This is a genomic window from Roseovarius sp. 217 (genome assembly GCF_000152845.1).
In the GTDB taxonomy this organism is placed as follows: domain Bacteria; phylum Pseudomonadota; class Alphaproteobacteria; order Rhodobacterales; family Rhodobacteraceae; genus Roseovarius.
The window spans coordinates 229,081-253,514 of record NZ_CH902585.1 but is presented as its reverse complement, the minus strand read 5'-3'; the positions used below and the strand labels follow the sequence as shown (position 1 = coordinate 253,514).

The following is a 24,434-nucleotide window of genomic DNA, read 5'->3' as shown; positions in this document are numbered from 1 at the left end:
GCCGCGGGAACTCATAACCAAATGTTCTTTAGTATGATGAAGGCAGGCTTTAGCAGCAGCCTTGTGAATTTATCGGGGTAAAGATAAACTTTATCAATGACCGCCGCCTCGCATCTGAAATCCCTTCAAGCCTTGGAAATGGCAATCCGGGTCGGTTCACTGACCGGCGCAGCCGACCGTCTGGGCATTACGCCTGCTGCGGTGGGCCAGCGCGTCCGCGCGCTGGAGGAGTATCTGGGCAGGGATTTGCTGTTGCGGGGCCGGTCAGGGCTGTCCCCGACTGCCGACCTGCAGCACGCTCTGGCCGATCTGAAGGTCGCTTTCGCGGCCCTGGACCGGGTGACAGAAAACCTTGATTTCCAACGGGTCTCAGAGATCCATATCGTGGCAGACCCGGATTGGTCAGAACTCTGGCTGCTGCCGCGGTTGGCCGCATTCCGAGCGGAAAACCCGAATATTCTTTTCTGCATCAACGGGGCTGGGGACGTTCCGCTACGCCTTGGAGCGCCAGATTGCCGGATCGAATACACCGATCCCGGTCGCGGTGAGGAGTTGTTCCGCGACCGTCTGTTGCCGGTGACTGGTCCTGACAATCTGCGAAGGATGGCGGATTGGGACTCGCAGATGCCGCTGGAGGGGATGCCCTTCTTGCATCTTGAGGCACAGCGCGACGACCTGCGGCGGCCTGGCTGGCCGCAATGGGTGGAAAAGTTCGGCAATCGTCGCGATGGTCCCGCGCGCGGAGTGCACTACCGCCACGCCCGGTTGGCGCTGGAGGCAGTTCGCCAGAATGTAGGCTTTCTGATCTGCGGTCTTTCGCTGGTGGAGGACGACCTGGCACAGGGGCGCATCGTCCTGCCCTATGCGGCGCAGCAGAGCCTTGCAGCACCTTTGCCCTATGTTCTGACGGTGACCGCACATGGTGCCCTGCGCCCGCAGTTGCAGCGATTCATCGACTGGCTGCGTGGTGAGGCAAGGTTGACCCGCCATAGTATTCTTCGCGCTACGGAAGAGAGCTGAATCGTCCGTGGATCAAGCCCCACTGACCCTGCCTCGGATAGTCCCATTACACTGGTTTGCGCATTCTGCCGTGTTCGAGTGGGCCTTACAAAATGGCCTGATCAAGAACCGCAGCGGACCAACTCCGGTTTCCTCTTCTTGCCTGTGGGCACTGATACACCTGTCGGAAGCTTTCAGAACCCGTGGCGGCGCAGTTCGGCGACGATCAGAGATCTGGAGGCCGTATCCTGCGTGGGGAAGGCGGCAAGATAGTGTGCGGCCGTCGCATCTGCCTTGCGCCGACGCACCTCTTGCCGCCAGCGGGCAGCCTGATCGTGGCGCCCGGCCAGACCATTGGCAGCAACCGCTATCATCGCAATCAGGTAATGAGCGCCGGGCGTGCTTGCGGCCTTGTCGCCCAAGCGGGCGGCGCCGAGGTAGTCGCCGGTCTGCATCAGCATCTGCGCCCGGACCCCGTGAAACCCGTACAGCAGCGGATCAAGCGGACTGAGTTGAAGGGCGATGTCCAACCCGGCCCCGGTCGCCGCAGCATCACCTGCCAGCATCGAGGTCAAGGCTGAGGAATAGAAGCCCTGCGCATAGTTCGGGTTCAGCGTGGTGGCCCGGTCAAGCCACCCTGCGGCCGAATCCAGCTCATTGGTCAACCAGTAGGAACGCCCCATGGTGAAATTCGTGAACGGATCCAGTGAGTCCAGCTCCAGCCCACGTTCGGCATGGCATCGAGCAGCCCGTGTAGCCGCTTGTACATCTGGGCCTAACTGCAGAAATGCCTCAAGAAAACTGGTGAATGACAGCCCGGCATGAGCACGAGCAAATTGCGGTTCCAGCGTTACGGCCCGCTCAAAGCAGCCCTTTGCTCGCAGGTTGTCCTCACCCGTAAACCGATACAGATGTTGCAGACCAAGATGGTAGTTCGCCCAAGCATCCAGTGTCTCGATCCCGGCCATCTGTGCAACCCGCGCTTCATTCAGCGGAATGTAGACCTCAAGCGCTGTGACAAGATGCGTGACGATCTGAAAACGCAGATCGTCGATGTTGTCGATCTGCGCTACCAGACGATCCCCCCAGATAACTTCGTTCTTGCTGCTGTCCGAGAGTTCAAGCGTCACGGCAAGGCTGCGATTGTGGGCCTCTATGATGCCGGTCAGGACATAGCGTGCGCCCAAGGCAGTGGCGACAAGATCAAGGTTCGGCTCGGGGTCACGGAACCGGAAAGACGAGCCGCGCGCGATCACCGCCAGCCAGCGCATGCACGATAGCGCCTGGATGATCTCACACGGGATCGCCTCGGCCAGAATGGCAAGTTCGGGGGCTAGGGCGAGCGCGCGAAACGGAAGGATAGCAATCGACGGCCTACCGGCTAGCGGACCCTTCGGTTGGGCGATCTCCCGTGCCGCGGGTTGCGCGGGTTGTGTTTCCACAACCTCTGCCACGAAACGGAATCCCCGGCCGTGAACGGTGCGGATGATCGTCTGGCCTTCGCCATTATCGTCAACTGCGCGGCGCGCCGAACGGATGCGGCTGGAAATGCTGGCATCCGAAACTGCCCGTCCCTGCCAGACCTCTGCCACGATTTCGTCCTTGGTCACCATGCGGTCGCGGTTGCGCACCAGATGGACCAGCAGGGCAAGCACCTGCGGTTCGAGGCGCACGGACTCGGACCCGCGCGACAATTCGAACCGTTCGGAATCAAGCCGGAAGGCGCCAAAAATCCATGTCATGCGTCAGAATACCGCAGAATCATGCGTTTCTACACGAATTCTTCAGGAACCGGTCAAGCATGCCCTGACCAAGAGCGTAACCTTGATGAGAGAGCGGGGCATTGGGCCGCGCACACCGAAGTGAAAGGGCCTGGGATATGGACGCCATGACAATTCGGACGACCAAAGGGCGTGGGATGCTTTATGACAGCATTCTTGAAACCGTAGGTGACACGCCTGTGGTGCGTATCAACAACCTCGGCCCGCAGGGTGTGCGGCTTTACGTCAAGGTTGAGGCGTTCAATCCGGCAGCCTCGATCAAGGACCGACTTGCGCTGAACATCATCGAGGCGGCAGAACGGACGGGGGCGCTAAAGCCTGGCCAGACCGTCATCGAGGCCACAAGCGGAAACACCGGAATCGGTTTGGCTATGGTTTGCGCGCAGAAAGGCTATCCTCTGGTAGTAACCATGGCCGATAGCTTTTCGGTCGAGCGGCGTCAGCTGATGCGAATGCTGGGGGCAAAGGTCGTGCTGACGCCGCGCGCGCAGAAAGGCACCGGCATGTACATGAAAGCCGCAGAACTGGCGGAAAAGCACGGTTGGTTTCTGGCCCGCCAGTTCGAAACCGCCGCGAATGCCGACATCCACGAGGCGACCACCGCGCGCGAGCTTATCGGCGACTTTGCCGGGGACCGGTTGGACTATGTGGTGACCGGTTATGGCACCGGCGGTACGGTGACTGGTCTTTCTCGCGTCTTGCGCCGCGAGCGTCCCGAAACGCGGATCATCCTGACCGAACCTGCCAACGCGCAACTGATTGGCAGTGGAATGGCGCAGGAGCGCGGCGTCGGTGGCGCGCCGACCGCCAGTCATCCCAGTTTTGAGCCGCATCCCATTCAGGGCTGGACGCCGGATTTCATCCCCAACGTCTTGCAGGAATGTCTCGACAGCAGCGGCTATGATGAACTGATCCCGGTTAAAGGGGCCGACGGTGTGGCTTGGGCGAAGAAACTGGCGCAGCGCGAGGGAATTCTAACCGGTATTTCGGGCGGCGCTACCTTTGCCATCGCGATGAAGGTTGCCGAGCGAGCGGAGCCGGGCTCGGTGATCCTGGCGATGCTGCCCGACACCGGCGAACGCTATCTGACGACACCACTTTTTGCCGACATTCCCGAAGACATGGACGCGGAAGAGGTGGCGCTGTCGCAATCGACGCCCGGAAATCAGATGGGCTGAAGCCGCCATAGGGAAGGAGCTAGACATGACTACTCAGGAAACCAACTTCGCCGAAGAGACGCTTGATCCCACCGATTGGGCTACCACGCGGGCGCTAGCTCACCGGATGGTCGATGACGCCATAGACCATCTGGACGGGGTTCGCGAACGGCCGCTTTGGCAAGCGATGCCTGCCTCGGTGCAGGCCGGTTTTGCCGAACCGCTGCCACAGGGACCGCAGCCTCTTGAAGACGTTTATTCTGACATCACCGCCAGTCTGATGCCGCATCCGATGGGCAACACCCATCCACGGTTCTGGATGTGGTATATGGGGGCCGGAAATTTCACCGGCGCTTTGGGCGATTTTCTGGCGGCCATCGACGGGTCGAACCTCGGCGGCGGGAACATGGCGGCCAGCCAGATCGACCTGCAGGTGACGGACTGGATCAGGGACATGATGGGCTTTCCCGAAACGGCCAGCGGCACTTTGGTCACAGGCGGATCCATGGCCAACATCATCGGGCTGATGGCGGCGCGCAATGCCATGGCCGGAGTCGATCTGCGGCAATACGGGGTGGACGCCATGGCGCAGCCCTTGCGGTTCTATGCCTCGGATCAGGTTCACAGCTGTCATTTCAAGGCGATGAACCTGCTAGGGTTGGGCAAGGGTTCATTGCGCAAGGTGCTTTCGGGTGACCAGTTCCGCATGGGCATTGATGCACTGAAAGAAGAGATCAGAACCGATCGTGGTCAGGGCATCAAGCCAGCCTGTGTAATTGCAACGGCGGGGACCACCAACACTGGGTCTATCGACGATCTGTCCGCCATCGCTGATCTTTGTGCCGCAGAGGGGCTGTGGATGCACGTCGATGGCTGCATTGGTGCTTTGATCTCCATCGCACCGGACAACCGCCATCTGGTCGCAGGGATCGAACGGGCAGACTCGCTGGCACTAGATCTGCACAAGGGGCTTCAGGCTCCCTTCGATGTAGGATGTGCCCTGGTACGTGACCGCCGACAGCACAGGTTGACCTTTGCCGAAGATGCCGAATATCTGCAAAAGATGTCGCGCGGCATTGCGGCTGCAGAATTCCTGCACGACTACAATCTGGACACTTCACGCGGGTTCCGAGCGCTGAAGATCTGGATGATGCTCAAGGAACACGGGGTTGAAAAGTTCGGGCGGCTCATCGATCAGGGCATTGCGCAGGCGCACTATCTGACAGAACGGATCACGCTTGAACCGATGCTGGAACTGATGGCACCGACTGTGACCGACGTCGTTTGTTTTCGCTACAATCCGGGCGGACTTGACGAAGCCACGCTGCGCGATCTGAACATCGAGATCATGTTGTGTCTGCAGGAAGCCGGCATCGCGGCAGTATCCGACACGACCATTCACGGTCACCACTGTCTGCGTGCAGCCATCTGCAATCACCGCACGCGGCGGACGGATCTCGACCTTCTGGTGCGAGAAACCTTGCTGATCGGCGGCAATCTGGTGGTAACATCGAACCAACGGGCGGCAATTGGTTGACAGAGGCTTTTCAAGAGCAGGTCGGTCACAAATGCAATTTACAGTCATCTTGGAAGCAGGAGGACCAACATGGGCTACTTCGATCTGGGAACCTGGTCACGCAAGGTCACAACGGACAACCCCGAGGCGCAGCTTTGGTTCGACCGCGGGCTGAACTGGCTTTACGGGTTCAACCACGAAGAGGCGATCATCTGCTTCGAAAAGGCTCTGCAGTTTGACGTCGATTGCCTGATGGCACACTGGGGCATCGCCCACTGCATCGGACCTAATTATAACAAGCTGTGGGAGTTCTTCAGTCCCGAAGAAAAGGTTGCGGCGCTGGACCGGGCGCACCTTTCGCTGAAGCAGGCAGCAGCCGTTGCTGACCGCGCGACGCCTGCAGAGCATGCCATCCTGATGGCCCTTGCCGCCAGGTTTCCAACCGATCCTGCGATAGAAGATTATGGTCCGTGGCATGACGCCTTTGCGGACGAAATGCGCAAGATTCATGCCGCCTTTCCGACCGATCTGGACGTGACCGCGCTCTTTGCTGAGGCACTAATGAACCGCACGCCATGGAAGCTCTGGGACCTGCGGGCGCGCGGCCCTGCCGAAGGAGCCTCGACGGTGGAGGCACAGGCCGCGCTGGAACGGGCCTTTGCCTACGATCCCGCAGCATGGGACCATCCCGGCCTATTGCACATGTATATCCACCTGATGGAAATGTCGCCCACACCCGAAAAGGCGCTGCGCCACGGGGATCGACTGGTAGATCTCGTTCCGGATTCTGGCCATCTGGGGCATATGGCAACCCATATCGACGTGCTGTGTGGCGATTACCAAAATGTCATCTGGCGCAACGTGCGCGCAGTGGCCGTTGACAGAAAGTATTTCCACCATGCGGGGGGTGAGAATTTCTACACGATCTATCGCATCCACAACTTGCATTTCGTGATCTACGGCGCAATGTTTCTGGCCCGCCCGACCACCGCGCTGGCAGCGGCAGCCGCCCTGCGCGAAACCCTCCCCGAGCAAGTGGTTCGCTTTATGCCAGAATTTTTTGAGGCGTTCATCGGTATGAAGTTTCATGTGCTGGTCCGCTTTGGTCGCTGGCAGGAGATTCTGGACGAGCGGCTTCCGACCGACCCCGCGCTCTACCTTAACACCATGGCATTGCTGCACTATGCCAGAGCGGTTGCCTTGGCCAATCTTGGCCGTCTTGACGAAGCCCGCGCTGAACGTGACGCCTTTGCAACCGCGCAGCGCGCCGTGCCAGATGACTGGATGATGTTCAACAACCCCTGTTCAGCCGTCCTGTTGGTGGCCGAACAGATGATGCTGGGCGAACTGGCCTATAAGTCGGGGCAAACCGAAGCGGGCCTTGAGCACCTTCGCGCGGCGGTCCGGTTGGACGATGGGATGCTGTATGACGAACCCTGGGGCTGGATGCAGCCCGCCCGTCACGCCCTGGGTGCGTTGCTTATGGATGCCGGGCAGTATGCCGAGGCCGAGGTGGTGTATCGGGCTGATTTGGGTCTGGACCAGACCCTGCCGCGCCCCTGCCAGCATCCCCGCAACGTGTGGAGTCTGCACGGCCTGGACGAATGCCTGCGCAGACGGGATGAAACCGTCGAACGGCGGCATATCGGGCTCCAGTTGGACCAGGCCATGGCAAGGGCCGAGGTCCCGATCCGGTCGTCTTGCTACTGCAGGTCCAAAAAAGCTGCCGCGTACCGTCGATCCCGCGACGATCAATAGGGTAGAGCCTTTGACAGGGTCCACCTAGAAAGTCGCCGATGCAGGCATGCTGTCCCCCGCAAGGGGCAATTGCCTGCCAACGCCGCCAATTGAAGCGCTCTGCTTGACTTAAAGCACATTGTGTTTGATTTGAATCGGTTGGGGATTCCCAAGCGGGCTTTTGTCTGATTCACTTGCTTCGGGAGGTGGATCATGGGCAAGCCTTACTCTTTGGACCTTCGGGAACGGATTTGTGCGTATGTGTCCCGGGGGCATTCGGCTCGTGCTGCGGGACGGGTCTTTGGTGTCAGTGCCGCGACGGCGGTGCGGTTTGTGGCAGAGCATCGGACGCGGGGCACTGTCGTTGCGAAACGGCAAGGCAGGCCACCGGGCCGGTTCGGCAAGCTGGCCCCGCATCTCGACTTTCTTCTCGACATCGTGCGTGCGGAGCCGGACATCACGCTCAAGGAGTTGGCCGCTGCGCTGTCCGATACCGAAGGGGTTCAGGTACACCTGTCATCGCTGCACCGCGCCCTGGAGCGCGCCGGGTTGTCATATAAAAAGGACTGATCGCAACTGAGCGTGATCGGCCTGCGCTGCGCCAAGCACGTCGGGAGTGGATCACGCGCCGTCAGCCGAGACTGCGTCAGGAACCGCACAGGCTGGTCTTTATCGACGAGACAGCCGTGAAAACCAACCTGACCCGCCTGCGGGGACGTGCGCCGGTTGGTGAGCGGCTTTACGGTGCCGCACCTTTCGGAAAATGGGGGACGCAGACGTTCATCGCCGGGCTGACGCAAAACGCGCTGATCGCGCCTTGGGTCATCACCGGGGCCATGAACGGCCCGGCATTTGACACTTATATCGAAACGCAGCTCGCCCCGGCGCTCGATCCGGGCACCGTCGTCATCCTTGACAACCTGTCCACCCACAAGAGCCCGCGCGCCGCCGAAGCTCTGCAACGACAAGGATGCTGGTTCCTGTTCCTGCCGCCATACAGCCCCGACCTCAATCCCATCGAGATGGCCTTCTCCAAGCTCAAAGCCCACTTGCGACGGATCGGGGCCAGAACTTTTGACGCCCTGTTTGAAGCTCTTGGCGACATCTGCGACCTCTTCGAGCCACAGGAATGCTGGAACTTCATAAGGACTGCAGGATATGCCTCAGATTAAAAAAAATGCTTTAGACCGCTTGAATACGGGCAAGTCCCGCATCACTGCTCAGGCGGGTGCCATCGCCGAAAGCAACGTCATCGTTACGGGCACCCGCAAGCCAAGATCCGTCTCGAAACGTCTGAAGCCCGCATCAATATCGGCAACGATTGCAGACGCTTGCGCCGCAGTGGCCCCTTTGGCTTTCATGATGCGGGCCGCAGGTCCCAGCGAGCCGACGCTGGATGCCGCTTCGGCCGCAGTGCCGCGCGTTTCGAGGATCACTTGCATCGGATCGGCGCGCACGTCGACCCAGCCCGCTGACGTGAGGAGAGCCACGGTTCGGTCTGCGTTCGCGAATGCCAAGGGCCCCGGCGCATCCGGATCTGAGGCGATTGGTCCCAGGTGCCGGATCGCGGCCCCGGTCGGTATGCCAAACCATGGATTCTCGTCCCCTCGTCGCCAGACAACAGCCGAAAGTTGGGCGCCGGGCCGTGCTGCGTGAAGCAGGTTCTCAAAGGCCGCAACAGGATTGCCAAAGAACATCACCCCCATCCGCGATACAATTCTGTCAAATGAGGCGGGCATAAAAGGATGTGTCTGTGCGTCCGCAAGCAAGTACTCGACATGGGCGCTCTGCTCAGAAACTGCGGTGGCCCGTGCCGAGTCGAGCAACTTTTCAGAAATGTCCACGGCGGTCACGCCGCCACCGCCACCTGCCAAAACAGCCGCTCTGCGCGCAACCGATCCACTGCCGCAGCCGACATCGAGCACCTGCATCCCTGGCCTGATCGCAGCTCGCGCGAGAAGGGGCGTATTCATCGGCGCGTGCAGAGTTTCGAGGTCTGTCTGGAACGTCACCCACTTGTCACCAAAGTCAGAGTTCCAGAACTGCCGCTGCGCTGCGTTGGGTTCATCAGTCAATGCAGACCTCCGTGAAAGAACCTTCCAGCCAATCCGGGAGGTTCGCCCTGACGCTGATGAGTAGTCTACCACAGATCCGTTGGTGTTGCGTTGCTATATGTTGCGGAGCGAGCCGGTAGGTGCCTTCGGGACAAGGTCCGATGGAGGCCTGCACTATGGAGGCTGGGTATTCCGGGGGTAGTGTCCGAGGACGTGGTGCGCGACCGCTGACACCCTGAACGGGGATATCGCACCTATCTCGGCGTAATCCAGTTTGCCGACAGGTTCGGCCGAGACCGACTTGATGCCGCTGCAGTGAGCCAAGAGCGGGCTCTGTCGCAAACTTTTGAGTATCCAGACCGTCAGCTGATGGTACTGATTAGTCGAGAGAAACAAGTGCGCGGGTTGAGCGGAATGACAATTGATTTCAAAGGCGTACACTATCCCAAACCGGTGATCGTGTTTGCTGTTTTTTTCTACGTCCGCTACGCTGTGTCCTACCGAGATCTTGAGGAGATCATGGCTGAGCGAGGCGTCACCGTTGATCACGCGACCTTAAACCGATGGGTGGTAAAATTCTCACCGTTAATCGCCGCTAATGCTCAAGCCCGGAAGCGGGCTACGGCAAATTCTTGGAGGATGGATGAAACTTCCATCAAAGTCCGGGGCAAGTGGACCTATCTCTATCGCGCCGTAGACCGAGATGGCCAAACCCTTGATTTCATGCTGTCTGAGCGCCGTAATCTGGCTGCAGCCGGCAGGTTTTCAAGCAGGCCATTGCCGCAAATGGCGTACCGGATCGAGTGGCCATCGACAAAAGTGGTGCCAATCTGGCCGGCCTGATGGCAGTGAACGTGATCCTGAAATTTACCGGGATGGGCCGTCTTGTCACGATCCGGCAGGTCAAGTATCTCAACAACATTCTGGAACAAGACCACCGTTTCATAAAGCGGATCACCGCTCCGATTACGGGCTTCAAAGCTATTCATTCCGCCGCCGCAACCATCGCAGGTATCGAAGTCGCTCACATGATCCGAAAGGATCAGTTTGCAGCAAATGGAACAACCCCCTTGGGGTCTGATGCCGGAGGGGGCAGAATAGTACGCTAAGGGCTGATTTTGGGTCCTGCACGCTGTAGGGTTCTGTAGATCGTCGGCCGTGACACCGAGAAGAGTTCGGCGGGTGTTGTCACATTAACTCAACCAGTCTTCAGGTTGGCGTGCCGATCTCACATCAAGCGACATTGGCCGCGATTTTCCATGCCTCGAGTGCTTCGAGCCGGTGGTAGCGGATGGTGATGGCGGAGCGGCGGCGGGCTGGCACGGAGAAGCAATTGCGGGTGGCGGACTGTATGGACACGAAGCGTTGTAGTGCGCCCGGCGATCGAAAGCCCTGCATCAGCCGCTCGCGTTTTCGAAAGGGCAGATGGTTGTTCTCGGCTCGGTTATTGAGTCCTTTGTGGGACCAATGATCCAGGCCAGGTGCGACCTCGCGCTTGGCGGCACCGTAGGATCGTAATTTGTCCGTAATGATCCGTTTGGGCACGAAGCCCCAGCGTTTCATCAGTTTGACCAGAAGCCGCTTTGCCGCGCGCTTGTCCCGCTTGGGCTGTAGGATCTCCTCAAGGACGACGCCGTGTTGATCAACGGCTCGCCAAAGCCAGAAGGACCGGCCCGCGATCTTCACAACGACTTCATCCAGGTGCCAGACATCGCCGGGGCGCGGTTGTCGTCGCCGAAGAGTACGGGCAATCAGCGGGCCAAACTTTACCGTCCAGCGCCGGATTGTCTCGTACGAAACGTCGATGCCGCGCTCCAACATCAACTCTTCGACTTCACGAAGGCTCAGGTTGAACCGGGCGTAGAGCCAGACGACATGAGCGATGATCTGGGGTGGAAACCGGTGGCGCTTGTAGCGGATGTCTTGATTTCGCATCGCCACCAACTACGCTGACAACCCTCGGCCAGCAATGTGCAGGGCGTTAACGTGACAACACCCCGAAACGTACAGATCGCCATCCGAGCCAGTCCTTGCCCCAATCAAAAGCACACCGAACACGACAACCGCTGCGACCAGAAGCAGCACCCCAAGAACTATCGCGCGGTTCAAAGCTTTATCCTCCGCAGGCGAAGCGAATTCCCGATGACAGAAACCGATGACAGACTCATCGCCGCCGCTGCTACCATCGGCGACAAAAGAACACCGAAGAACGGGAAGAGAATTCCCGCCGCGATCGGAACACCGGCACTGTTGTATGCGAAGGCAAAGAACAGGTTCTGCCGAATGTTACTCATGGTGGCCTGCGCCAGAACACGGGCCCGCACGATACCGCGCAGATCGCCCTTGACCAGCGTGACGCCCGCGCTTTCTACCGCGACGTCTGCGCCGGTGCCCATGGCGATGCCGACATCAGCCGCCGCAAGCGCTGGCGCGTCGTTGACGCCGTCCCCTGCCATAGCGACCGACAGGCCCTTGGCCTTGAATTCCGCGATCAGATCAGCCTTGTCCTCGGGCGAGACATCTGCGCGGATGTCGTCGATACCAAGCTCTCGCGCGACGGCTTCAGCGGTGGCGAGACTGTCGCCCGTCGCCATAACGATCCGCAGCCCAGCCTTGTGCAGATCTTTGATCGCCCCGGCGGTGGTCTCCTTGATCCGGTCCGCTACTGCGACGATGCCTGCGAGCTGGCCATCAACGGCGAGCAGCATGGCCGTCTTTCCGGCCTTCTGGAGGGCTGCCACCTGCGGCTCCGCCTCAGTGAGATCAAGACCGAAGTCGCGCATCAGCGCCGCATTTCCGAGTGCAATCTGCTGCCCCTCGACGCTTCCCTGTACGCCTTTGCCTGTGATAGCGTCAAAATCGCTGGCATCCAGACGGGCAATCCCGCGCGCCTCAGCGCCGTTCAGGATCGCCTCTGCCAGGGGATGTTCGGACCCGCGCTCCAGTGCCGCCGCCAAAGCAAGCACTTGATCCTCGTCATGATCGCCAAATGCAACAACATCGGTCAGGCTGGGGCGGCCTTCGGTCAGGGTTCCGGTCTTGTCCAGAACCAGGACATCGACCTTCGCGAAACGTTCGAGCGCCTCGGCATCGCGGATGAGAACACCCGCCTGTGCGCCGCGCCCTGTGGCCACCATGATCGACATTGGCGTCGCAAGTCCAAGGGCGCAGGGGCATGCGATGATCAGGACGCTGACCGCAGCGACGACAGCATACCCAAGGGCAGGCATTGGACCAAAGACAAGCCAAGCACCAAAGGCAAGCAGGGCGATGCCGATCACAGCGGGCACGAAATACCCCGCCACACGGTCAGCCATCGCCTGAATGGGCGCACGAGACCGTTGTGCCTGCGCCACCAGATTGACGATCTGGCTCAAAACGGTGTCGCCTCCGACAGCGCGCGCCTCCATCACGAAAGAGCCAGTCTTGTTGAGCGTGCCGCCCGTCACACCGTCACCTTGCGTTTTTTCCACCGGGACAGGCTCACCGGTCAGCATGCTCTCATCGACCGATGATCGCCCGTCGAGCACCGTACCATCCACCGGCACCGCCTCCCCCGGGCGGACGCGCAAATGGTCACCGGTCGTGACCGCATCAAGCGGCACATCTTCCTCACCAGCGTCCGTCACGCGCCGCGCGGTTTTCGGGGCAAGGTCCATCAAGGCCCGGATCGCATCTCCGGTCCGGTCGCGCGCTGTCAGTTCCATAACCTGGCCGACGAGCACAAGGATCAGGATCACCGCCGCTGCTTCGAAATAGAGCGGTGGACCATGGGCGCCTTGCAGACTGGGTGGAAAAATGCCCGGTAAGAGGAGCGACACGAGGCTGAAGACATACGCCGCCCCAGTGCCGATCGCGATCAGCGTCCACATATTGAGGTTGCCGGTCACGATGGACGACCAGCCGCGTTTGAAAAAGGGTTGCGCGATCCAGACGACGACCGGTGTGGCCAGCAAGAATTGCAACCATCGCACGGTTTCATGCCCGAACCAGTCCGCCCAGGGCAAGCCCAGCATCCCGCCCATCTCCAGCAGCAGAACCGCGAGTGCGAGCGGCGCCCCGATCCAAAGCCGTCTGCGAAAATCGACTAATTCCGGATTGGGGCCCGCATCGGCAGAGGGCATCATCGGTTCCAGTGCCATGCCGCAAATCGGACAGTCGCCCGGGCCTTCCTGCACAATCTCGGGATCCATCGGGCAGGTATAAAGCGTCCCTTCTGGCATCGGCTCCGGAGCGGGACGGTCGCTAAGATAATCCGTTGGGGCAGCCTCAAACTTGCTCTCGCACCGCGACGAACAAAAGTAAAACTGCGCCCCATCGTGTTTCACCATGAACCGCGCTGTGGCACGGGTCACGGTCATGCCGCAAACAGGATCTGTGGCTTCAACGTAAGCGTCGGGGTCCGCCTCAAATTTCTGCCGACATCCGTAGTGGCAGAAATGATAGACATGCCCCTCATGCTCAGCTTTTGGTTTTCCGGCGTCTGGGTCGACGATCTTCCCACATACCGGGTCCCGCGTGACGGTGTCCGCTTCGGCAGTGTCTCTCGCTGTATTTGACATCGGAAATTTCTCCTTTGTCCCGGACATAAGGTTTCCAGTAACTGGAGGGTCAAGTCCCCCACTTCACTTGCCGTCAATCTCTGGCGTCGCAGGTGGCCCGCCCTCAAGATCTGCGATCAAGGCCTCCATTTCTGCGATCTCTAGACGTTGCGCCTTGATGATCTCTTCGGCAAGATTTTGCACACGGGGATCCGAGATGCCCGCCCTCTCGCTCGTCAGGATCGCAATCGAATGGTGAGGGATCATTGCCCGCATCCAGGAGACGTCATCGACGGTGGTTTGCGAGCGTACCAGAAACAGTGCCCCTGAAAAAACAACAATGCTGACGCCGATAATGCCGTAGTTTGCGGCTCGATTTTGGTACATCCCCCACATGAACGCCAACATGACCAGCGCCATGGCCGCGCCCATGTAGAGCGCCATGTAAGTGCGCGTTTCACTGAACTGAATATGGGAAAAAGCATGGGTGTTCAGATACATAAGTCCGAACATCAACACGGTTGAGGTCGCGATCATTGCGACAAAGCGGAAGTAATTCATTTTGGTCTCCTTTCTGATGGCTTTTGAAACTAACAACCTTCCAGCACTGGATGGTTCCCAAAACAGGAATGTTCTTGACCTTCCATCTACTGGAAGGATTATGTGTCTACTCAAGGAGTTAGAGCCATGAACATCGGAGAAGTTGCGACAGCCAGCGGGCTGCCTGCAAAGACAATCAGATACTACGAAGACATCGGGCTTTTGCGCGCAGCCAGAGGCGCGAACGGGTATCGACATTTCGATGATCGGGACGTGCGCATGCTGTCGTTTGTGAGCCGTGCGCGGTCTTTGGGCTTTAGCATCGACGATTGCCGCAGCCTGCTGTCGCTCTACGCAGACAGGGACAGGGCAAGCGCGGATGTCAAAAGAATTGCGCGCGAACACCTCACAGGGATCGCAAAGAAGATCACTGAGTTGGAAGCCATGCGCGACACACTTGAGGACCTCGTCTCGCGCTGTCAGGGCGATGATCATCCAGACTGCCCGATCCTCGACGGTTTGGCCGGGGCGGAGGTGCCGCAATGAATGCTCAAATCGGCAATAACGCGCAGATGGATAAACGCTCACAGGCATCTGATTTCCTTCCACGAATTTCTCGGGTAATGCTTCTGGTATGATAACGCGTTGGGCACGATTCGTCTTTGAGGCGGCCAAACGGATGGTGGGGCTACTGCTCCTCCTGTCTTTGTTCGTGTCCCAATCCGTCATGTATGCAGAAGCTTCGCCTGACAGCGGCGCGCATGACCAATATCAAGCGCATGCGGCTCATGATGGTGACTGCCCGATGGCGGCACCCGACTTGTCCGCAGCACCAAGCGATCCGTGCCCGGACCATGCTGCCATGGCACATTGTTCGGTTGCACCATGCTGTTTTCACAACGCTGACGGCTTGGCAAAAGCTGAGTTCCATGCAGTTTTGACGGCACAAAGTCATCGGTTCAATAATGACAGTGCCGCCTTCTCGCGCGCCCCATCCCCTCAAGACCGTCCTCCCCGCCTCGTCTGATCGTTCTTCTGAGCGGTGGGCGCTGGTCAAAGCGTCCGCTCCACTTTGACCGATTTGAAGTGACCTGCCCCTCGTGTGGGTCCAAACCGAGGTACTCCATGCGTGGACGATATTCAGCCCTGAGCATTCTGGCGCTCGCCGCAGGCGTTGCCGGGGGCATTTATTTGGAAAGACTGTATTTCAATCCGGCGGGCATGGCCGCCGATAGTGGGCCAGAGGTTCTTTATTGGGTGGCACCCATGGACCCGAATTTCCGCCAGCCGGGGCCGGGCAAGTCGCCCATGGGGATGGACCTGATCCCGGTCTATGCAGGACAGGAACCCTCCGGCGATCCGGCCGAGGTGAGGCTGTCTGCTACCGAGATCAACGCCATCGGTGTCCGAACCGCCCTCGCGCAGGTCGCGGAGATTTCGCACCGCATAGAAACAGTAGGGTTCGTGGGCTATGACGAGCATCTGACCAGCCATGTTCACACACGTGTCGACGGCTGGATCGAAGTTCTCAATGTACGCGCAGTAGGCGATCAGGTGCGCAAAGGCGATGTGCTGTTTGAATTGTTCTCTCCCGAATTCGGCATCGCGACTTTTGACTTCATTCGTGTCAAGGAGGGCGGGGGAGGAATTTCCCTTGAAGCTGCGCGCAACAAGCTGCGTAGTCACGGCGCGACGGACCGCCAGATCGCAGAGATCGAGGAAACCGTGAAGTGCGCGCGCATCAGTGTCGAAGCCCCCCGCGATGGCGTCGTAATCGGACTTGCTGCCGCCGATGGGATGTTCCTGCAACCAAGCACGCAAGCGGTGTCAATCACTGATCTGAGTGAGGTCTGGCTGATCGTTGACGTGTTTGAGCGCGACATCGCCCGCATGACAGACGAAATGCGCGCAATTGCACGGTTTGAACATCTGCCGGGGCGGACCTTCGAGGGTGAAATCGACTACGTCTATCCCGAATTGGATCCCCAGACCCGCACACTGCCCGTCCGCCTGCGGTTCGACAATTCCGAAGGCCTTTTGCGGCCCAACATGTTCGGTACGGTCAGCCTTATTCCTGCCCAGTCCCGAACCGCCCTGACTGTGCCGTCCGAGGCGATCATCCGCACAGGATCCGCTGAACGGGTGATCCTGAAAACCGGTGAAGGCACCTTCATGCCACGTCTGATTACCACCGGTTTGCGCGACAATTTTGGCGGAGGCGGGCGCACGGAAGTGGTTCAGGGCCTCGCCCCGGGCGAGGAAGTGGTCGCGTCGGCCCAGTTCCTGATCGACAGCGAAAGCGCGCTCAGCGCCGGGTTGATGCGCTTGGCGCCGACCGATGAAGCTCCCGCGCGCGGCACAGGTGAGTTGGTCGCACTGGACGTTGAGGCCCGCATCGCCACGATCCAACACAGCACGCTGGAAAGCCTTGACTGGCCCGCCATGACCTCGCGCTTTTCGGTGCGTGCGGATGTAGCGCTGGATCGCTTCGCGCCTGGAACGCAGGTCGCGTTCCTCGCAGCGCGCGGGGCCGATGGTCTACTGGGTCTGCTGGAAATGGGCAGCGATGATGGGATCGCCGCGACTGGGAATGGGACGGTGACGGCTGTGACTGCCGATGGCAAGCTGTCCCTGTCCCACGAGCCGATACCGGAACTTGGCTGGCCCGCGATGCAGATGGACATGCCGGTTGCAGGCTTTGACCCGGCCACGGTGCCGCTGGATGCCCCGGTAGAATTCGATCTTAGCAAGGGCGACGATGGCCTCTTCACGATTGTCGCAGTCCGCGCCGACGGGATGGGGGCTGCGCCTGCCATGGAAATGGCGGAGGCGATGCAGATGGCTGATGAAGCGCCGCCGATTGTCGTTTCGGGCACTATTGACGCGCTCGACGAGGCAACCCGCACTGCAACGATCACACATGGCCCGATCACTGAGATTGGAATGCCCGGCATGACAATGGGATTTGCCATCGAAGAAACGCTCGACGCTACGGGATTGCCCATCGGCGTCGAGGCAGACCTGACTTTTGCGCGACTGGACGGGATGACCATGATCCTCAGGCAGGTGGAACCAGTCATGCCTCCGATGGAAGTCAGTGGCACCATCAACTCGGTCGACACCGCCGCACGCATGGTCAACATCAGCCACGGGCCGATGACCGAGATCGGCATGCCGGGGATGACGATGGACTTCGCGCTCGATGCGACAGTCGATCCTGCATCCCTGCCTTTGGACACGGAGGTCACGCTCTTGCTTCACCGCAATCCGGACTTCTCCATGACGCTGGTCGGCACCCGCGCTCAGGAGGTGCTACAATGATTGCTTCCATCATCCGCGCCTCCATCGCCAACAGGGTGATAATCCTCGCGCTGGCAGTCATGATGGGCGTTGTCGGCGTCTGGGCAATCCGCGAAACCCCTGTGGACGCGATCCCCGACCTGTCGGACGTGCAGGTCATCGTCAAAACGCCCTATCCGGGTCAAGCGCCACAGGTGGTCGAGGATCAGGTCACCTATCCCATCGCCAGCGCCATGCTGGCCGTGCCGCGGGCCAGCGATGTGCGCGGGTTTTCGTTTTTCGGTGACAGCTATGTCTATGTCGTGTTCGAGGACGGAACGGACCTTTACTGGGCACGCACGCGGGTGCTGGAATACCTCGGCCAGATCACCGCGAACCTGCCCGAAGGCGTGTCGCCCCAGCTTGGGCCGGATGCGACCGGGGTCGGCTGGATTTACCAATACGCCCTGATCGACCGCACCGGCGGGCACGATCTGGCGCAATTGCGCACGCTTCAGGACTGGTTCCTGAAGTACGAATTGCAGACCGTCGATGGCGTGTCCGAGGTCGCCACCATCGGTGGCATGGTCAAGCAGTATCAGGTTGTCGTCGATCCCAACAAGCTGCGCGCTTTTGACGTGACGCTGGCGGAAATCAGAAGTGCCATTCAAAACGCCAACCGCGAAACGGGCGGATCGGTGATCGAGATGGGCGAGGCCGAATTCATGGTCCGCTCCACCGGCTATGTCGACGATCTGGCCGATCTGGCATCCGCCCCCCTGATGGTGAACCAACGCGGCGCGGCGCTGACCCTTGGCGACGTGGCTGACATCCGGCTTGGCCCCGAGATGCGGCGCGGCGTTGGCGAATTCAATGGCGAGGGCGATGCGGTGGGCGGCGTGGTGATCCTGCGCTGGGGCGGCAATGCCCTGGCCACGATCAAGGCGGTTGAGACGCGGATCGAGGAATTACGCGCCTCGCTGCCGGAAGGCGTCGAAATCGTCCCCACCTATAACCGCGCCGGTGTGATCGAACGCGCCATCGACAACCTGCAAAAGAAACTGACGGAAGAGTTCATCGTCGTTGTTCTGGTCTGTGCGGCCTTCCTTTTGCACATTCGCTCGTCACTCGTGATCCTGCTGTCGCTGCCCTTAGGAATCTTCGCGGCGTTCATCATCATGAAGTTCCAAGGCGTGAACGCAAATATCATGAGTCTCGGCGGCATCGCCATCGCCATCGGCGCAATGGTGGATGCGGCGATTGTGATGATCGAGGCGATGCACCGACGGCTGGAAAAGGAAAAACTGACGAACGAGAACCGATGGCGCATCGTCACCGAATGCGCGACCGAAGTGGGGCCTGCGCTGTTCTTTTCGCTGGCGATCATCACCGTCAGCTTCCTGCCGGTCTTCGTGCTCGAAAGTCAGGAGGGACGGCTTTTCAAACCGCTGGCCTTCACCAAGACCTATGCCATGGCGGCGGCTGCGATCCTGTCGATCACGCTGGTGCCGGTGCTGATGGGCTATTTCGTGCGGGGCCGGATCATTCCCGAGCGGAAGAACCCGCTGAACCGGATCGTGATCTGGATTTACCGCCCGTTTCTGGATGCCGCCGTGGCCTGGCCCTGGGCGACGACACTGCTGGCGGGTCTGCTGGTGGCATCAATGTGGTGGCCCCTGCAACGCATCGGCACCGAATTCATGCCCGAACTGAACGAGGGCGATTTACTCTATATGCCGTCGCTCTATCCCGGCGTGTCCATCGGCAAGGCGCGTGAAGTCTTGCAGCAATCCGACCGGCTGATTGCGTCGGTGCCGGAGGTGCTGACGGTGCATGGCAAACTGGGGCGCGCGGACACCGCGACCGACCCCGCCCCCCTGACCATGATCGAGACGACGATCCAGCTGCGCCCCGAAGAGGAATGGCGCGAGGGCATGACGATGGAGATGATCCGCAACGAGTTGGACCGTGTCGTGCAGATCCCCGGCGTGACCAATGTCTGGATTCAGCCGATCAAGAACCGAATCGACATGCTGGCGACGGGGATCAAGACGCCCGTCGGCGTCAAGATTTCTGGCGCAGACCTAAGCGTGATCGAGCAGATCGGGATCGACGTCGAGCGCGTTGTGGCGGGCATCGAGGGCACCGCCTCGGCCTACGCCGAACGGCCCATCGGAGGTCGCTTTGTCGAGATTGACGTGAACCGCGACGCGGCCGCCCGCTACATGATGAGTGTGCGCGACGTGCAGGACGTGGTTCAGACTGCCATCGGTGGCATGCAGGTGTCAGAATCCGTGGAGGGACTGGAACGCTTTCCGATCAACCTGCGCTATCCTCAGGAATGGCGCAACAGCCCGGAACGGCTGCGTGACCTTCCGGTGGTCACGCCTTCGGGCGCTCATATTCCGCTGGGTGCCTTGGCAGAGATCAAGGTCGTGGACGGTCCGGGCATGATCCGATCGGAAGACGCGCGCCGCACCGGCTTCGTCTTCATCGACATCGCCGGACGCGACTTGGGTAGCTACGTCACCGAGGCGCGGCAGGTCGTGGCCAACGAAGTGACCTTGCCGCCTGGCTATTCTATTGCCTGGTCGGGGCAGTACGAATACATTGAGCGGATGCAGGAACGGCTGAAGCTTGTCGCCCCCGCTACACTGCTGATCATCACATTGATGCTCTTCATGGCCTTTAACCGCGTGATCGAGGTCGGCATAATCCTGGCCGCTCTGCCGGTGGCACTGGCGGGTGGCGTCTGGTTCCTGTGGTATCTCAGCTTCGACATCTCGATCGCTGTGCTGGTGGGTTTTATCGCCCTGGCAGGCGTGGCAGTCGAGACGGCCATCGTGATGCTTCTCTATCTCAACCTCGCCTGGGAGAAGCGCAAGCATCTGGCCATTGCCGACGCGCGCAAGATGACGTCCACCGATGTGGAGGAGGTCGTTTTTGAGGGCGCGCTGCTACGGGTGCGACCCAAGGTTATGACCGTCGCCACGATTTTTGCTGCTCTGATCCCGATCATGTACGGAACAGGCACCGGCTCCGAGATAATGCAACGGATCGCCGCCCCGATGGTCGGTGGCATGGTCACAGCCACGCTCCTGACCCTTTTCGTAATCCCTTCGCTATTCGTGATCTGGAAACGGCTGGCCCTAGGCCGCGTCAATTGCGAATTGCAACAGACTGCCGTGGCAAAGCCAGCCTCGATTGCTGGTTCCGTCCCGGCGGAATGATCCTGAAACTATCAACCTCAACCTGAAAGGCTATACCCAATGAAATACCTTACCTTGACCTTCATCGCCGCTCTGCTCGTCGCCCCTGCGGCTTTTGCCCAGATGAACCACGGCAACATGGATCATTCCAACATGCCCATGACTGACACACAGATGGAAGGCGCAGTTCATACAAAGGCAGTCGTCAACTCTATCGCCGACGGCACCGCCAACGTAAGCCATGAACCGATCCCGGAAATCGGCTGGCCCGCCATGACCATGGATCTTTCCTTGGCACCCGACGCGCAGATGATGGGCGAAGTCGCGGCTGGCGACAGTGTGACCCTGATGCTGATCAAGGGTGATGACGGCATGTATATGATCGGCGCCATGATGCCCGAATGACCTGAGCCATTGAGAACTCCGCCGCAGGCAAGTCTCCGAGGCACTTGCCTGCGGCCAACCATAAGAAGGAGAACCCCATGAATAGACGCTTAATGAGCGGCGTCGCCGGACTTTCAGCCCTTTTGGTTGCAGGTTGGGCGGTTTTCATCAGGGAACCCGCACAGATCGCCACGGCCCCTGAGGAAATCGGTGAAGCGTTGGTCGCTGTCACGCTTCCTGCCAACTTCACCGACACCGAACAGATTGGCGCGCAGGCCTTCGAAGCAAAATGCGCCGCATGTCATGGTGTGAACGCGGCCGGGCGCGATGGCATGGGGCCGCCGCTTGTGCATGTCATCTACGAGCCGAATCATCACGGCGATCAGGCCTTTCACTTGGCGGTAATGAACGGGGTGCGCAGCCATCACTGGCCCTTTCGCAATATGCCCGCGGTCGAAGGGCTGACAACCAGCGACGTAGACGCAATTGTCGCCTATGTCCGGGCGCTGCAACGTGCCAATGGCATCAATTAATGAAAACCTCAAGGACAGCGTCATGAACCATTTTTCCTGCACGTTTATCGGTGCCATTCTGGCCCTTGGACTGGCGTCACAGGCAGCAATTGCGCATTCATCAAAGGAAGGCACCCGGCCGAATGATGGCGCAGTGCTGACCACATCCCCCGAAAAGGTTGGCATGACCTTCGATATGCTTATGAGGGTGACGCTGGTCTCGCTCACCGATCAGGATGGCAAAGATCATGCACTGACACGGCAAGACAACATGCAGCCCGTCAAGGTGTTCGACGCAACACCACCAATTTTGCCAATCGGGAGCTACACCGTGGAGTGGCGAGGGTTGGCAGAGGACGGCCACCCGATGCAGGGCACATTCTCATTTCAAGTCACCGAATAGGCCATCATGCTGTACGCACTCTCATCGGCAGACGGCGTGACGTGGCTGTCGATCTGCGTCAAGGTGATGGTCTATGCGAGCACGCTTCTCGCTGCGGGCTCGGTTTTGGCCGTGCTGTTCTTGCGAAGCCTGCCAGAAGCCGAACAGCACCGTCTCAGACAAATGGCTGTCCTGATGGCAATCGCAGCGGCCATTCTATCGCTTCTACGCCTGCCGATCCGTGCCAGCTTCCTGATGGGCGGGACCTGGGCCGGTGCGACGGAACCGATGATGCTGAACATGGTCATGAACAGCCCCCTCGGCACCGCGATTGCGCTGCGTCTCATCGGTCTTGCCCTGCTTCTAGCGATCATGTCGTCAAGCAAGATCGGGCAAGGTGCCGCCGCACTTGGAACGGTGCTGGTTGCAGCCTCCTTCGCCATGCGGGGCCATGCGCTGGAAGAACCACGCCTGGTTCTGGGGCTGCTTATCACCGCACATATCCTCGGGCTGGCGTTTTGGATCGGGGCGTTCTTGCCGCTGCTGCGCCTCTCAAAGCAGTCCGAACCGCAGATCACGGGCAAATTGGCGGAAGAGTTTGGACGCAAGGCGCTTTGGGTGGTCGGGGGATTGGTTATTGCGGGGCTTGCAACTCTGCTGATCGTCACAGGCGGACAGCTGGCCCTGCTCACCTCCGCCTACAGTCAATTCTTTGCGATCAAACTCGCGCTCTTTGCTGGCGTTGTGGGATTGGCTGCATGGAACAAGCTGCGTTTGACCCCCGCCCTAGAACAGGACGCGCCGGATGCCGCAACGCGGATGAGCCGCTCCTTAAAGCTTGAGTCGATCCTACTCGTCGCCATTCTCCTCATCACGGCAGCGCTCAGCACTGTCAGCGCGCCGGAGCGCACAATCGCAGCGACTACTACAAAAACTATGCTCCCGTGGGCTGCCAGTCTAAAAACCAATGTCTTGAAGGGATCAGCATGACAGATTTAACACGCAGGCAATTCTCTACCAACCTCGCTGCGCTTACCGTTGCATCCGCATTGCACCCGATCGGCTCTGTCGCAAACTTTTGAGTATCCAGACCGTCAGCTGATGGTACTGATTAGTCGAGAGAAACAAGTGCGCTGGTTGAGCGGAATGATAATTGATTTCAAAGGCGTACACTATCCCAAACCGGTGATCGTGTTTTGCTGTTTTTTCTACGTCCGCTACGCTGTGTCCTACCGAGAGCTTGAGGAGATCATGGCTGAGCGAGGCGTCACCGTTGATCACGCGACCTTAAACCGATGGGTGGTAAAATTCTCACCGTTAATCGCCGCTAATGCTCAAGCCCGGAAGCGGGCTACTGCAAATTCTTGGAGGATGGATGAAACTCTGAGTAATTGAGCGACTGATCTCTATGTCGGTGCATACTTGCGTCGCAACAATGACAGGAGAGCAAAATGGAAAAGTGTGTCCGTGAACCGCGGCCAACACTGCAAGCCAGTCCCCGCTCGAGACTGTCAGGCGCGCTGCACCTGCATCGGAATACATCGCCATGAGCAGGGTCATGGCCTCTTCCAGGGCAACAATTCTCGTATCGATGTCTTTCTGGAAATCGCGGCCGCCGCCAAGGGCGCCCAGAACCTTCGAGAATGCCTGCGGCATCGACGGACGCATCAACACTGTCAGCATCAAGGTGCGGGCTTTCAGCTCACGTGCGCGCAGGCTTCTCTGCCACGCCGCGTCTACCGCACTTGCAAAGGGCATGCCGTCAGGCGCAGCAAGGTCCGCGGCGTCCGGGCGTGATACCTTGTTGATGTGGAAACCGAAACGCTCGCCCAACTGACTGACGATCCGGGCAAAGCCTTCACTGATCTCACCGATCCAGGCGTCATCGCTGGTGAAGCTGTCGATCCCGCCAAGCGTGACCGACGCCATCAGATCACCCTGCCGCGTCAGGATGACATTGTCTCGCACCGCAGCAATGTAAGGTAGGTGCCGCCCGAGACGCTCGGCTTTCAAAACCTTGTCCCCAAGTGCATCCCGAACAGCGCTGCTGGCAATCAACCCCCGAAACTCACGCGACATAGAGATCGCCCCCATCACCGGATCGCACACTCGTTCGCGGTGTACGCGACATCACCACGTTCAAAATCTGAAACAGATGTGGATTGCGGTCTGCGACCAGCCAAAGCGGTGGGTAGCCCGCGAGGAAAACCAGCAGGAACCGCATGTCGTCAACCAGAATGAAAGGGATCACGGATGCGAAGACCAGCGCCACGAAATATCCAATCGGGAGACCGAATATCCGTGGCGGCTTGGTCAGCCCCAGAAAGAGTGGTGTGTCGCGCA

Annotated in this window: 19 protein-coding genes and 2 pseudogenes; 14 read left to right on the top strand and 7 right to left on the bottom strand. The window is 59.6% G+C overall.

The window, feature by feature from the left end; genetic code table 11:
* The first annotated feature begins 96 nt into the window (after positions 1-96).
* Entirely contained in the window at positions 97-1,020 is a 924-nt protein-coding gene (locus ROS217_RS21050) for a LysR substrate-binding domain-containing protein (RefSeq protein WP_009819857.1), read from the top strand.
* Positions 1,021-1,193: 173 nt separating this feature from the next.
* On the opposite strand, the gene ROS217_RS21045 is transcribed toward ROS217_RS21050, so the two are convergent.
* Positions 1,194-2,741 carry a winged helix-turn-helix domain-containing protein gene (locus ROS217_RS21045; protein ID WP_009819856.1) on the bottom strand — a complete coding sequence of 516 codons (1,548 nt, stop codon included), beginning with the start codon at positions 2,739-2,741 and terminating at the stop codon, positions 1,194-1,196.
* Positions 2,742-2,878: 137 nt separating this feature from the next.
* Between ROS217_RS21045 and ROS217_RS21040 the strand changes: the two genes are divergently transcribed.
* The 4 genes from ROS217_RS21040 (at position 2,879) to ROS217_RS23750 (ending at position 8,362) form a co-directional block, all read left to right on the top strand.
* Positions 2,879-3,958, top strand: a complete 1,080-nt coding sequence (locus ROS217_RS21040) for a PLP-dependent cysteine synthase family protein (RefSeq protein ID WP_009819855.1) — start codon at positions 2,879-2,881, stop codon at positions 3,956-3,958.
* 25 nt (positions 3,959-3,983) lie between these two features.
* Positions 3,984-5,474: a pyridoxal phosphate-dependent decarboxylase family protein gene (locus tag ROS217_RS21035; RefSeq protein ID WP_040651982.1), complete on the top strand. Its 1,491-nt coding sequence runs from the start codon at positions 3,984-3,986 to the stop codon at positions 5,472-5,474.
* Positions 5,475-5,543: 69 nt separating this feature from the next.
* Positions 5,544-7,211 (top strand): hypothetical protein, encoded by a 1,668-nt coding sequence (locus ROS217_RS21030; RefSeq protein ID WP_009819853.1) that lies wholly within the window; start codon positions 5,544-5,546, stop codon positions 7,209-7,211.
* Between the two features lie 192 nt (positions 7,212-7,403).
* Positions 7,404-8,362 (top strand): IS630 family transposase gene (locus ROS217_RS23750; RefSeq protein ID WP_085978805.1). Its coding sequence is split into 2 segments (ribosomal slippage): positions 7,404-7,755 and positions 7,755-8,362, totalling 960 coding nucleotides; the frame shifts between segments, so codons are not numbered across the junction.
* A 48-nt stretch (positions 8,363-8,410) separates the two neighbouring features.
* Here the strand turns inward: ROS217_RS23750 and ROS217_RS21015 are convergent.
* Positions 8,411-9,265 (bottom strand): class I SAM-dependent methyltransferase, encoded by an 855-nt coding sequence (locus ROS217_RS21015; RefSeq protein ID WP_009819850.1) that lies wholly within the window; start codon positions 9,263-9,265, stop codon positions 8,411-8,413.
* A gap of 348 nt (positions 9,266-9,613) precedes the next feature.
* On the opposite strand from ROS217_RS21015, the pseudogene ROS217_RS21010 reads away from it, so the two are divergent.
* Positions 9,614-10,353, top strand: a pseudogene (locus ROS217_RS21010) (IS6 family transposase).
* Between the two features lie 124 nt (positions 10,354-10,477).
* On the opposite strand, the gene ROS217_RS21005 reads toward ROS217_RS21010, so the two are convergent.
* The 3 genes from ROS217_RS21005 to ROS217_RS20995 form a co-directional block, all read right to left on the bottom strand.
* Positions 10,478-11,179, bottom strand: a complete 702-nt coding sequence (locus tag ROS217_RS21005) for an IS6 family transposase (RefSeq protein ID WP_009819847.1) — start codon at positions 11,177-11,179, stop codon at positions 10,478-10,480.
* 170 nt (positions 11,180-11,349) lie between these two features.
* Positions 11,350-13,806, bottom strand: coding sequence for a heavy metal translocating P-type ATPase (locus tag ROS217_RS21000; protein ID WP_040652073.1), 2,457 nt, complete (start codon positions 13,804-13,806; stop codon positions 11,350-11,352).
* Positions 13,807-13,869: 63 nt separating this feature from the next.
* The gene (locus tag ROS217_RS20995) at positions 13,870-14,346 is read right to left on the bottom strand and encodes a DUF305 domain-containing protein (protein WP_009819845.1); all 477 of its coding nucleotides are present in this window, start codon (positions 14,344-14,346) and stop codon (positions 13,870-13,872) included.
* 126 nt (positions 14,347-14,472) lie between these two features.
* Between ROS217_RS20995 and cueR the strand changes: the two genes are divergently transcribed.
* The 8 genes and pseudogenes from cueR to ROS217_RS23745 all read left to right on the top strand — a co-directional run.
* A complete protein-coding gene (gene cueR, locus ROS217_RS20990; protein WP_009819844.1) occupies positions 14,473-14,871 on the top strand; it encodes a Cu(I)-responsive transcriptional regulator in 399 nt (132 codons plus the stop codon).
* 579 nt (positions 14,872-15,450) lie between these two features.
* Positions 15,451-17,646, top strand: coding sequence for an efflux RND transporter periplasmic adaptor subunit (locus ROS217_RS20980; protein ID WP_009819842.1), 2,196 nt, complete (start codon positions 15,451-15,453; stop codon positions 17,644-17,646).
* Entirely contained in the window at positions 17,643-20,834 is a 3,192-nt protein-coding gene (locus tag ROS217_RS20975) for an efflux RND transporter permease subunit (protein WP_009819841.1), read from the top strand. The genes ROS217_RS20980 and ROS217_RS20975 overlap by 4 nt, the downstream gene beginning before the upstream one ends.
* Positions 20,835-20,873: 39 nt before the next feature.
* On the top strand, positions 20,874-21,218 hold the full coding sequence (locus ROS217_RS20970) for a copper-binding protein (protein ID WP_009819840.1): 345 nt from the start codon (positions 20,874-20,876) through the stop codon (positions 21,216-21,218).
* Between the two features lie 77 nt (positions 21,219-21,295).
* Entirely contained in the window at positions 21,296-21,730 is a 435-nt protein-coding gene (locus ROS217_RS20965; RefSeq protein ID WP_157046737.1) for a c-type cytochrome, read from the top strand.
* Between the two features lie 22 nt (positions 21,731-21,752).
* The gene (locus ROS217_RS20960) at positions 21,753-22,112 is read left to right on the top strand and encodes a copper resistance CopC family protein (protein WP_040652067.1); all 360 of its coding nucleotides are present in this window, start codon (positions 21,753-21,755) and stop codon (positions 22,110-22,112) included.
* Between the two features lie 6 nt (positions 22,113-22,118).
* Positions 22,119-23,081, top strand: coding sequence for a copper resistance D family protein (locus ROS217_RS20955; RefSeq protein ID WP_009819837.1), 963 nt, complete (start codon positions 22,119-22,121; stop codon positions 23,079-23,081).
* A 159-nt stretch (positions 23,082-23,240) separates the two neighbouring features.
* Positions 23,241-23,474 (top strand): annotated as a pseudogene (locus ROS217_RS23745) (IS6 family transposase); the annotation flags it as partial.
* Here ROS217_RS23745 and ROS217_RS24200 read toward each other — a convergent pair.
* Positions 23,409-24,170 carry a hypothetical protein gene (locus ROS217_RS24200; protein ID WP_040651980.1) on the bottom strand — a complete coding sequence of 254 codons (762 nt, stop codon included), beginning with the start codon at positions 24,168-24,170 and terminating at the stop codon, positions 23,409-23,411. The pseudogene ROS217_RS23745 and the gene ROS217_RS24200 overlap by 66 nt on opposite strands.
* Positions 24,160-24,434, bottom strand: a 275-nt coding sequence (locus ROS217_RS20945) for a type IV secretion system protein VirB3 (protein WP_009819835.1), incomplete at its 5' end; no start/stop codon positions are given. The genes ROS217_RS24200 and ROS217_RS20945, both read right to left, overlap by 11 nt.